At 63.5% G+C, this 11495-nt stretch carries 9 protein-coding genes and 1 pseudogene; 4 read left to right on the forward strand and 6 right to left on the reverse strand.

What is annotated here, in order from left to right:
- Positions 1–27: 27 nt before the first annotated feature.
- Positions 28–1194, reverse strand: coding sequence for a pyridoxal phosphate-dependent aminotransferase (locus tag C9427_RS27975; protein WP_107652274.1), 1167 nt, complete (start codon positions 1192–1194; stop codon positions 28–30).
- A gap of 209 nt (positions 1195–1403) precedes the next feature.
- On the reverse strand, positions 1404–1823 hold the full coding sequence (mscL, locus tag C9427_RS27980) for a large conductance mechanosensitive channel protein MscL (RefSeq protein WP_107652327.1): 420 nt from the start codon (positions 1821–1823) through the stop codon (positions 1404–1406).
- A gap of 241 nt (positions 1824–2064) precedes the next feature.
- On the opposite strand from mscL, the gene C9427_RS27985 reads away from it, so the two are divergent.
- Positions 2065–5553, forward strand: a complete 3489-nt coding sequence (locus C9427_RS27985; protein ID WP_107652275.1) for a PAS domain-containing hybrid sensor histidine kinase/response regulator — start codon at positions 2065–2067, stop codon at positions 5551–5553.
- A gap of 11 nt (positions 5554–5564) precedes the next feature.
- On the opposite strand, the gene C9427_RS27990 is transcribed toward C9427_RS27985, so the two are convergent.
- Both C9427_RS27990 and C9427_RS27995 read right to left on the reverse strand, forming a co-directional pair.
- A complete protein-coding gene (locus tag C9427_RS27990; RefSeq protein ID WP_097572930.1) occupies positions 5565–6224 on the reverse strand; it encodes a response regulator transcription factor in 660 nt (219 codons plus the stop codon).
- Positions 6225–6351: 127 nt separating this feature from the next.
- Complete coding sequence (locus tag C9427_RS27995; RefSeq protein WP_107652328.1) at positions 6352–6789, reverse strand: hypothetical protein; 438 nt, start codon at positions 6787–6789, stop codon at positions 6352–6354.
- Between the two features lie 103 nt (positions 6790–6892).
- On the opposite strand from C9427_RS27995, the gene C9427_RS28000 reads away from it, so the two are divergent.
- Together C9427_RS28000 and C9427_RS28005 are read left to right on the forward strand one after the other, a co-directional pair.
- A complete protein-coding gene (locus tag C9427_RS28000) occupies positions 6893–7243 on the forward strand; it encodes a DUF952 domain-containing protein (RefSeq protein ID WP_107652276.1) in 351 nt (116 codons plus the stop codon).
- A complete protein-coding gene (locus tag C9427_RS28005) occupies positions 7240–8316 on the forward strand; it encodes a quinone-dependent dihydroorotate dehydrogenase (RefSeq protein ID WP_107652277.1) in 1077 nt (358 codons plus the stop codon). Before C9427_RS28000 ends, C9427_RS28005 begins: the two co-directional genes overlap by 4 nt.
- Before the next feature lie 281 nt (positions 8317–8597).
- On the opposite strand, the pseudogene C9427_RS28010 reads toward C9427_RS28005, so the two are convergent.
- A pseudogene (locus C9427_RS28010) lies at positions 8598–9934 on the reverse strand (MATE family efflux transporter).
- A gap of 125 nt (positions 9935–10059) precedes the next feature.
- Between C9427_RS28010 and C9427_RS28015 the strand changes: the two are divergent.
- The gene (locus tag C9427_RS28015) at positions 10060–10962 is read left to right on the forward strand and encodes a histone deacetylase family protein (protein ID WP_107652278.1); all 903 of its coding nucleotides are present in this window, start codon (positions 10060–10062) and stop codon (positions 10960–10962) included.
- A 97-nt stretch (positions 10963–11059) separates the two neighbouring features.
- Here C9427_RS28015 and C9427_RS28020 read toward each other — a convergent pair whose 3' ends face one another.
- On the reverse strand, positions 11060–11323 hold the full coding sequence (locus C9427_RS28020) for a DUF6460 domain-containing protein (RefSeq protein WP_107652279.1): 264 nt from the start codon (positions 11321–11323) through the stop codon (positions 11060–11062).
- Positions 11324–11495 lie beyond the last annotated feature (172 nt).

The following is an 11495-nucleotide window of genomic DNA, read 5'->3' on the forward strand; positions in this document are numbered from 1 at the left end:
AGAAACCCTGCCCGGACTTCAGACAGCTCAGACAGTCTTCATCCACCTTGCCAATCGGTGCGCCGCCTCCTCGAGCTGATCGAGGCGGCGGTGGAAGCACAGCCTAAGGAAGGCTTCGCCACCGGGGCCGAAGGCGGTGCCGGGCGCCAGGCCGACATTGGCCTTGTCGACGATGTCGAAGGCGGCAGTGCGTGAATCCGTGATGCCGTCGACAGTGAAGAACAGGTAGAACGCGCCCTGCGGCACGGTGAACCGGGCCTTGCCGGTTGCACCAAGGATGTCGCAGACCAGATCGCGCGCTGCCCGCGCCCGCTCCACCTGTTCGGCAATGAAGGCGTCGCCCTCGTCGAGCGCAGCGATCGCGCCGCGCTGCATGAACTGGGCAACGCCCGAGGTCGAATACTGGATCAGGTTCTCGAACACCTGCTGCAGCGCGGGATGCGTCTTGATCCAGCCGACGCGCCAGCCGGTCATCGCCCAGTTCTTGGAGAAGCTGTTAACGAACAGGATGCGGTCCTCCCCCGTGGCGATGTCGAGGAAGGACGGGGCGCGACCATGACCATAGTGGAACAGCGAATAGATCTCGTCCGCGATGATCCAAAGGTTCCTGGCGCGGGCGAGATCGAGGATCGCCCGCAAGGTCTCACGATCGGCTGTCCAGCCGGTTGGGTTCGACGGCGTGTTGATGAACAGCGCCTTTGTGCGCGGCGTGATCGCGGCGGCGATTTTCTCGACGTCGCAGGACCAGCCATTGCCGGAATGATCGAGCGTAACCGCAACGGGAACGGCGCCCGATATTGCCGCGGCAGCCTCGAAATTCGGCCAGGCCGGCGACAGATAGACAATTTCGTCGCCGGCGCCGGCGAGCGCGTCGAGCGCCAGCTGGATAGCATGCATGCCGGACCCCGTGACGATGAATTCTTCTTCGGAGAAAGTCTTGCCGAAATGCCTGGCATAGTAGCGGGCAAGCGCCTGCCTGAGGTCAGGGATGCCCTTTTGCCAGGTGTAGAATGTCTCGCCTCCGGCCAGCGCCCTTGACGCGGCATCGGTAATGAATGCGGGCGTCGGCAGATCACCCTCACCGGCCCAGAGCGGGATCATCCCCTCGCGCAGGCGGCCGTAGTTGATGACGGCGACGATGCCGCTTTCGGGCGCGGCGCGAGCTTCCGCGCGCAGGGTCTCGATCAAGGTCATGGATGGATCCGGTTTCGCTTCTGGACTGCTAGCGCATCGGCCCGAAAATCGGAACCGAATTTTCGGAAAGCACGATGCCTAGATTCAAGTGTTAGAGCGTACTTCGTGCGTCCAAGTGGACGCACGTCGCTCTAATGTGTTTTGCAACAGCCGAAACAGAAACCCCGGCCGCGGGCGGTCAGGGTTTTGGTCCAGAAATCCGCCCGGCGCTATTTCCTGGCGAGCAGATCGCGAATTTCGGTGAGCAGGGCGACATCGGCCGGCGGCGCGGCCGGGGTAGCTGGTTTTTCCTTCTCCAGCCGCCTGCGCAGATTGTTCACCGCCTTGACCATCAGGAAGATGATGAAGGCGAGGATGACGAAGTTCAGCACCACGGTGATGAAGCTGCCATAGGCGAAGACGGCGCCCTGTTTCTTGGCATCAGCCAGCGACGTTGCGTTGACAGCAGAGGAGAGGCCGAAGAAATAGTTGTTGAAGTCCAGACCGCCCAAAATGGCGCCGAGGATCGGCATGATGATGTCGTTGACCAGCGAATCGACGATCTTGCCGAAAGCAGCGCCGATGATGACGCCGACGGCCAGGTCCATCACATTGCCCCGGGAAATGAATTCCTGGAATTCCTTCAGCATTCGACCCTCCTTGCCATGACCGGCCGAACTGCCGCCTTCACCCGATCCGTCCGGCGCCGACCTGCGGGCACCATAACAAAAACCTGCGGTTGCAACATAGGCAAAAGACCGGTTTCCACCGGCCAGGTTGTGCCCGAAGCCGCAGATATCATGCACCGAAAGCGGTGATGGACTTGCCCCTCAAGCTGTGATTGCCTCTCGATAGGCCGGAGGAAAACCGGCGAGGGAGGATTTCTGGGCCGTGCAGGGCTGGTTCATCGTCATCATCGCGATCGCCTATGTGACGTTGCTCTTCGCCATCGCCAGCGTTGGCGACCGGCGCTCGACGATGTCCAGGCCCGACCGGGCCCGGCCCTTCATCTATGCGCTCAGCCTGGCGATCTACTGCACATCCTGGACGTTTTTCGGCTCGGTCGGCCTTTCCTCCGAACGCGGCCTCGAATTCCTCGGCATCTATACCGGTCCGGTGCTGGTCTTCGTGTTCGGCTTTCCGCTGCTGCGACGCATCGTCAGGCTGGCCAAGACCGAGAAGATCACCTCGATCGCCGATTTCCTCGGCGCCCGCTACGGCAAGAGCTTTGCGGTCGCCGCGATCGCCACGCTGATCGCAACGATCGGCGCGGTGCCTTACATCGCGCTGCAACTGAAGGCGATTTCCGGCTCGGTCAGCCTGATGGTCGAGCACTATACCGGCTCGCCGCCCTCGTTCGATCCCTTCGTCAGCGACATCTCGCTGGTCGTCGCCATGCTCCTGGCGCTGTTTGCGGTGCTTTTCGGCACACGCCACGCCGACGCCACCGAGCATCAGGACGGGCTGGTGCTGGCGGTTGCGGTCGAAACGGTGGTCAAGCTTGCCGCCTTCCTGGCGATCGGCCTGATGGTGACCTTCCTGATCTTTGGCGGCCCGGGCGACATGATCGACAAGCTCGCGCAGAATGAGCAGGTGCGCCAAGCGATGAACTACAACACCTCGCTCGCCACCTGGCTGGTACTGACCGGCCTCAGCGGCTTCGCCATCATCATGCTGCCGCGTCAGTTCTATGTCACCATCGTCGAGAACCGCAGCGAGGCCGAGCTGCGCACCGCGACATGGGTGTTTCCGCTCTATCTGGTGGCGATCAACCTGTTCGTGCTGCCGATCGCGCTGGCCGGCCTGTCGCTGGTCGGCACGAGGACCAGCAGCGATCTCTACGTCTTGTCGCTGCCATTGCTCAACGGCCACGATGTGCTGGCCATGGCAGCCTTCATCGGCGGCCTGTCGGCGGCGACCGCGATGGTGATCGTCGAAAGCGTGGCGCTGTCGATCATGATCTCCAACGACCTCATCATCCCGCTGTTCGTGCGCCGCCTGCTCAAGACCACGACCTCGCAAAACGAGGACTGGTCGACGCTCATCCTCAATGTGCGGCGCGGCGCGATCTTCATCATGCTGTTCATCGCCTTCCTCTATTACCGCGAGAGCACCAACAGCGCGCGGCTCTCCTCCATCGGCCTGATGTCGTTTGCGGCCATTGCGCAGTTCGCGCCGGCGCTGATCGGCGGGCTGGTCTGGCGCGGCGCCAATGGCAGGGGGGCTGCACTCGGCATGGTCGCCGGCATCCTCGTCTGGTTCTATACGCTGCTGCTGCCGTCGCTCGCCGCACCCGATACCGGCATTGTCGTCCATGGCCTGCTCGGTTTCGAAGCGTTGCGGCCGCAGGCGCTGTTCGGCACCGTCGCCGAGCCGCTGAACCACGGCGTCTTGTGGAGCCTGTCGATCAACACGCTGTTTTTCGTGCTCGGCTCGCTGTCGCGCGCGTCGGTGCCGCTGGAACGCATCCAGGCGGCGATCTTCGTGCCGCGCGATGCCGGTCCGATGCCCAGCCTGCGCCGCTTCCGCACCACCGTCACCGTCAACGATCTCAGGGACACCATCGCGCGCTACCTCGGCGTCGAACGCACCGAACGCTCCTTCCAGTCGTTCGAAAAGAGCAGTGGGACCTCGCTGCACGGCAACGAGCAGGCGAGCATGGACGTCATCCGCTTCTCGGAGCAGCTTTTGGCGAGTGCGGTCGGCTCGTCGTCGGCGCGGTTGATCCTGTCGCTGCTTTTGCGCCGCAACGATCGCGAATCCAAGGATGCCTTCCGCCTGCTCGACGACGCCACCGAAGCGCTGCAGCACAATCGCGACCTGTTGCAGATCGCGCTCGACCAGATGGAGCAGGGCATCACCGTCTTCGACCGGGATTTCCGGCTGATCTGCTGGAACCGCCAGTACCGGGCGCTGTTCGACCTGCCCGACGAGATGGGCCAGGTCGGGGTCTCGCTCGACCGCATATTGCACCACCTCGCCCAACGGGGCGACATCCCTGCGGACCAGCGGGTGGCGATGCTCAACCGGCTGACCAGTTTCGTCAGCCCGTGGCAGATGGAGCTGAAGACCAGCGGACGCATCCTCGAATTGCGTTCCAATCCGATGCCCGACGGCGGCATCGTCGCCACCTATGCCGACATCTCCGGACGCGTCGAGCAGGATCTGGCGCTCAAACGCGCCAATGAATCGCTCGAACAGCGTGTCAAGGACCGCACCGCCGAACTGACCCGCGTCAACGAGGAGCTGGCGCAGGCGCAGATGCTGGCCGAAGAGGCCAATCTCGGCAAGACGCGCTTTCTTGCCGCCGCCGGCCACGACATCCTGCAGCCCCTGAACGCCGCCCGGCTCTATTGCTCTTCGCTGATCGAAAAGGCCGGCAAAGGCGCGGCCGGCAAGGCCGCGATGAACATCGAATCCTCGCTGGAATCGGTCGAGACCATCCTCGGCGCCGTGCTCGACATTTCCCGCCTCGACGCCGGTGCGATGAAGCCGGACGATACCGCCTTCAGCCTCGACGGAATGTTGCGCCAGATCGGCAACGACTTTCGGCCGCTGGCGGCGGAGAAAAAGCTCGGCCTGACGATCATGCCGTCGTCGCTCGGCGTGATGACGGACCGCAATCTGTTGCGCCGCCTGATCCAGAACCTGGTGTCAAACGCCATCAAATATACGCGCCATGGCCGCATACTGGTCGGTGTCAGGCGGCGCGGCGAATTGGCCGAGATCCAGGTGATCGATACCGGCATCGGCATCGCCGGCGACAAATTGAACACGGTCTTCCATGAATTCACCCGGCTCGACGAAGGCATGCGCGAGGCCGAAGGCCTGGGTCTCGGCCTCTCGATCGTCGACCGCATCGCCCGCGTTCTGCGCCTTGAAATCCGGATCTTCTCCAATCCGGGCAAGGGCACGCGCTTTTCCGTCATCCTGCCGGTCGCGGAGGTCGAGGCGCCGCGCCCAGCCGTCGAGGCCAAGGCGCCAGTCCGGGCCGCGGCTTCCCTTGCCGGGCTCCATGTGTTCTGCATCGACAATGACGCCCGCATTCTCGATGGCATGCGGCTGCTGCTCGAAGGCTGGGGCTGCGACGTCGACCTTTTTTCCGGCTCGGAGGATTTCGAGGGATCGGGGCTGCGACGGCCCGACATCGTGCTTGCCGACTACCATCTCGACGGCGGGACCGGCCTCGATGTGGTCGCAAGATTGCGCGCGATCCATGGCGCGGACATGCCCGCTGTGCTGGTCACCGCCGACCGCTCCAGCGAGGTTCGCGCCGCCGCCGCCAGGCTGGACGTGCCGGTGGTCAACAAGCCGCTGAAACCGGCGGTGCTGCGTTCGATGATGGCCAGGGTCAGGCCGCTGGCGCCAGCGGCGGAGTAAGAGTTAGCCGGTCAATCAGCCGCCTGCAGCGGGTCGCTGCCGATCTTGGAGAGCTGGATCACCGCCTGGGTGCGGCTGTCGACGCCAAGCTTCTGCAGGATCGCCGAGACATGCGCCTTGATCGTTGCTTCCGAGACGCCGAGTACGTAGGCGATCTGCTTGTTGAGCAGCCCTTCGGCCAGCATACCGAGCACGCGCGTCTGCTGCGGAGTCAGCGCCTGCAGGCGCTTGATCAGGTCAGAGATCTCGGGATCGCGCTCGACGCCGAGATCGATGCCGACGGGAGCCGCGATATCGCCGGCCAACACCGACTGCACGGCGCCGCGGATCTCCTCCATGCTGGCCGATTTGGAGATGAAGCCCGAGGCGCCGAGATCGAGCGCACGGCGGATCGTCACCGGGTCGTCATGCGCCGACACCACCACCAACGGCACCGCCGGATGAATGCCGCGCAGCGAGATCAGGCCGGAAAGGCCGCTGGCACCCGGCATCGACAGGTCGAGCAGCACCAGATCGACGTCCTCATTGGCCACGACCAGCGCCTTGGCGCTTTCGAAATCGCCGGCCTCGTGAATGGCCGCGACATTGCCGATGCCGGCCAGCGCCTCCCGAAGGGCGCCGCGGAACAGCGGATGATCGTCGGCGATGACGAACGTGTAGCCCGACGGCAAATGTTCCTCCCCGAATCCCATCGATGATTTTGCGCTTTTTCGGGACCAGTCGAACAATTATGCGGTGATGTCAGCTGTTTTCAAGCGGCAAAGACCCCGCGCTGACTTTTCCCCGAACTAACTGCGTTCAGGTCTTTTGCGAATTGAGCTTGGCGCCGTCGTCGCCATTGTCCTTGTCCATATCCTTGACGATGCCCATGAAGCCGCGCAGGAAACGCTCCATATAGCTCATCGTCTTGTTGAAATCCTCCTCGCTGGGCAGTTGCGATTCGAGGCGGGCTGACAACGAATTCTCGAGCTTGGCCACGCGCTCGTCCAGCGCCTTCACCGAGCCTTGCAGCCGGTCGATCTCGTCCTCGAAGGCGGCGCGTTCGTCGGCCGCCACCTTGCAGACGAGTTGGCCGGTGCGTTCCTCGCAGATCGACATCGCGCCGGTCTGTGTGTCCATACGGACATAGCCATTGGCCGACTTTTCCAGCTTGTAGCGATCGGTTTCCTCGGAAAAGGCCGATGCCGCGACGAGCGAGACGAGAGCTGCCGGGATCAAGACGTGTTGCAGACGCATGTTGTCCTCCATGGGCCAATCGGCGCAACCTATCACATGTTTGCGCCGGAAATGGGGAAGATGCGCCCTTCCCCGCCTGGTCTGTTCGGACTATAGCGCAACCATGTCTCAGATTATCTACAAGATAGTGCCTGAAGCGCTTTGGCGCGAGGCCGAAGGAAACCGAAGCTTCACCGGCGCGCCGGTCGATCTCGCCGACGGCTTCATACATTTTTCCACCGCCGGGCAGGCCAGGGAAACGGCGGCAAAGCACTTTGCCGGCCAGACCGGGCTGCTGCTGATTGCCATCGACGCGTCGCGCCTGGGTGAAGCGCTGAGATACGAGGTCTCGCGCGGTGGCGCGCTGTTCCCGCATCTCTACGGTCCGCTCGACCTCAAGGCCGTGCTTTGGGTGCGGCCCCTGCCGCTCGGCGCCGACGGCCTGCACCAGTTCCCGGCGCTGGAGGGCGAATGAGCCTGTTCGACCGCGTCGGCCAGAAGCTGCTGTTCGGATTCGATCCGGAAGCCGCGCATGGGCTTTCGATAGCGGCGCTGAAATGCGGCCTGCCGGTTGGCGGCCGCCCTGTGCGCGACGACAGGCTGAAGATCAGCCTTTGCGGCATCGATTTTCCCAATCCGCTCGGCATGGCCGCCGGCTATGACAAGAATGCCGAGGTGCCGGACGCGCTGCTTGGCCTCGGTTTCGGCTTCGCCGAGGTCGGTACCGTCACGCCGCTGCCGCAGGCGGGCAATCCGAAGCCGCGCATTTTCCGGCTGACAGCGGACGAAGCGGTGATCAATCGGCTGGGCTTCAACAATGAGGGACATGCGGCAGCCGAAAAACGCCTTGCCGCCCGCAGGGGTCGCGCCGGCATCGTCGGCGTCAACATCGGCGCCAACAAGGACAGCGCCGACCGCGTCAGCGATTATGAGCGCGGCGTCACCAGGTTTGCGCCTTACGCCAGCTATCTGACGGTCAACATCTCCTCGCCGAACACACCTGGCCTGCGCAATATGCAAGCGCGCGAGCAGCTCGGCGAGCTTTTGTCCCGCGTCATCGCAGCGCGCTCGGCAGCAGCAGTGCGGCCGCCCGTCTTCCTCAAGATAGCGCCTGATCTGGTCGAGGCCGAGCTGGAGGACGTTGCCGCCGAGGTCATCGAAAAGGCAGTTGACGGCGTCATCGTCTCCAACACCACGATTTCGCGGCCGGCGCTGCGCAGCGCCGGTGTTGCCGGAGAGACCGGCGGGCTCTCGGGAAAGCCCTTGTTCGAGCGCTCGACCATCGTGCTGGCAAGGATGCGCAAACTGCTTGGCCCGGACCGCGCCATCATCGGTGTCGGCGGTGTCTCTGCCGCTGAGACGGCACTGGAAAAGATCCGCGCCGGCGCCGATCTCGTCCAGCTCTACACCGGCATGATCTATGCCGGGCCTGCGCTGCCGGGCCGCATTCTTTCGGGAATGATCCGTTTCGTGGAAAAAGAGCGGCTCAAATCCATCCGCGACCTACGTGACAGCCGGCTCGACTTCTGGGCGTCGAAGCAACTCTAAACTGCGCTAAAAAGCCTAGTGTCAATTGCGACTGACGGTCCGCTCGCAGATGGCGCCGCCGATGGCAGGCAACAAACCAAAAAGAAGCAACTGGGGCGTCCCGCCGACGCTAAGAATTGCGGAAACAATGAACGCAACGAGCAGTCCCAGCGCCGCGCCCAGCACATATGGCAGGTAACCTCGCACAAGCTTCCCCAGAACAATTGGTCGATCAGGCTGCTGGAAAACCTAACCAAATCGACCCGAAGTGCAAGCGCATCCGATGATGCCGAGGACACCGCCTAAAACGCAGTCCGCACCCGCAGCCGCAGAATGGCGAGCAGGCTGAAGCCGCGTACCAGCAGGAAGACATGCAGCGCCGCCCACAAGCCGTGATTGCCGAAGGCCGGCGCCAAGGTGAGCAGCGCGGCGCTGAAGACGAGGAAGGACAAGAGCATCATGTTGCGCATGTCGCGCGACCAGGTCGCTCCTATGAAGACGCCGTCCATCTGGAACGCCAGCACGCCGCTTAGCGCGGTGAAGGCGGCCCAGGGCAGATAGATGTCGGCAACGGCGCGAACGTCCTCCGACGTCGTGATCAGCGCGACCAGATCGGCGCCGCCCAGCAACAGCACGAGCGTCGCCGCCCCGGCCAGCCCAAAACCCCAGAACAGGGTCAGCCGCACCGCTTGCCGGAAGGGCGTCGCGGCACCAGCGCCGATGGCGCGGCCGGCAAGCTGCTCGGCGGCAGTGGCGAAACCATCGAGGAAATAGCCGGCGATAAGGAAGAAATTCATCAGCACGGCGTTGGCGGCCAGCATCACCGTGCCGAATTGCGCGCCCTGGCGGGTGAACAGCGCGAAAGCGGCGAGCAGCGAGAACGAGCGGATCATGATGTCGCGGTTGAGCGACAGCATGCGCAGGAAGGCAGACATGTCGAGCAGACGATGACGCGGCAAAGCCGGGGCTGCGCGGAAGCGCCTGATGACGATCGCGAGACCAAGCAGCATGGCGACGAATTCGCCGGTGACGGTCGCCCAGGCAACGCCTGCGACGCCCCAGCCTAGCTCCAGGCCAAGCAGAATGCAGAGCGCGATGTTGATGCCGTTGAGCACCAGTTGCAGCATCAGTCCAAGCCCGCCCTCGCCGCGGCCCACACATAGCCGAGGATGGCGTAGTTGATCAGCGAGAAGGGCGCGGCGAGCAATCTGATCCTGATGTAGAGGCCCATCGCCTCGCTGACGCGCGGGTCGGCGGCCATGAACCATTGCCCGGCAATGGCAACCAATGGCGCGAGCGCGGCAAACACGATACCGGCGACGATCGCAATCAGCACGGCGCGCCAGAACACTGCCTGCTCTTCCAGTTCATCACCGCGCCCGAAAGCCTGGGCGACGAGGCCTGTGGTGCCGGAGCGCAGGAAATTGAAGGTGGTGAAGACGACATCGAAGATCAGCGCACCCGCCGCGAGGCCACCGAGAAGGGCGGCGTCACCGAACTGGCCAATCACCGCTGTGTCGACGATGCCGAGCAGCGGCGTCGTCAGATAGGCAAGCGTCATCGGCACCGCGATGGCGAGCACCGAGCGATTGGTGACGACGAAGGTTCTGACGGTGGCTTGGTTGGCACCCTTGTCCAAGGATTGCTGCCTTGCTGATTGCGGCTTGATCAAACAGCCGATGTGCCCCAGTTTCGCGATGCCGCGCAATCGCCAACCAATGGCGGCCAACCGAATTCCAGAGCTGGCGCAGGCTGCCTTACATCATGCCGCTGCAGATCGTCCATCACCCCGACTATGACGCCGGCTTCGCCGTCAACCACCGGTTCCCGATGAGCAAGTATCCGCTGCTGATGGAAGCCCTGAGCGCGCGTGGATTGGCCGAGCCTGCCGCGCTCAACGTGCCGGACGCAGCGCCGGGGTCATGGCTGAAGCTTGCCCATGCCGCCTCCTATGTCGACCAGGTGCTGGCCTGCGAAGTGCCTGCAAAAATCGAGCGCGAGATCGGCTTTCCGGTCGGACCGCGCGTTTCGCTGAGGGCACAGCTCGCAACCGGCGGCACGGTGCTGGCGGCGCGGCTGGCATTGCTGAACGGCATCGCCTGCAACACCGCCGGCGGCAGCCATCACGCGCGGCGCGCGCAAGGCGCCGGCTTCTGCACCTTCAACGATGTCGCCGTCGCCTCGCTGGTGCTGCTTGCCGAAGGTGCCGCCCAAAACATCCTGATCGTCGATCTCGACGTGCATCAAGGCGACGGCACGGCTGACATTCTGGGCGACGAGCCAGGCGCATTCACCTTTTCCATGCATGGCGAGCGCAACTACCCGGTGCGCAAGATCGCCTCCCACCTCGATGTCGCCCTGCCCGACGGCACTGGCGATGCGGCCTATCTCGAACGGCTGAACAGCCTCCTGCCGGAATTGTCCGCCAGGGCGCGCTGGGACATCGTCTTCTACAATGCCGGAGTCGATGTCCATGCCGAGGACCGGCTGGGCAGGCTGTCGCTGTCGAACGAGGGCCTACGCGCCCGCGACGACATGGTGATCCGCCATTTCCGGGCGCTCGATATCCCGGTGTGCGGCGTCATTGGCGGTGGCTATGCGACGGACGTGGCGGCACTCGCCGCGCGCCACGCCATCCTGTTCGAGGTAGCTTCAGGCTACGCCTGACTGCCTTGTCGTTGCATGATCATTTCCGAACCGCAGGTCAGCGAAGCAAAACCGGTTTCCACTTTCGCTGCGCGGACCTTCGATTCGGGATCATGCTCTATTTCTTATAGTTGGCGATCCTGAGCAGGATGAAGGCCGGAACGACGATCGCCGCGCCCAGCAGGATATAGCCGAGGAAACGGTCGACGGCGTGGAAACCCAGGTTCCACAGATCGAGGAAGAATTTCCGGATGCCGTAGAGCACATCCATCGGCGACCAGCCGAAGGCGTTCATGACGAGGCCAACGAGAAACGACACCACCAGCAGCTTCAGGAGCACCCGGAGCGGCGTATCGCCGAGAAAACGGTTCAATGCGGACAAGGCCCGGCTCCACAATAGGTTGCGCCGATTCGGTGCAAGCCCAGAAATACGCACTTGTCGACCCTCTATCAAGCCAGTCGCGGAATCCAGGCCGCTTACGATTGCCCGAACGGGGGCTTGCACGATTGCCTGCTCGCCAGCCTTGACACCTATGTTGCAGTGCAGCAAAATC

The sequence above is a fragment of the Mesorhizobium helmanticense genome, assembly GCF_003034915.1.
GTDB lineage: Bacteria > Pseudomonadota > Alphaproteobacteria > Rhizobiales > Rhizobiaceae > Mesorhizobium > Mesorhizobium helmanticense.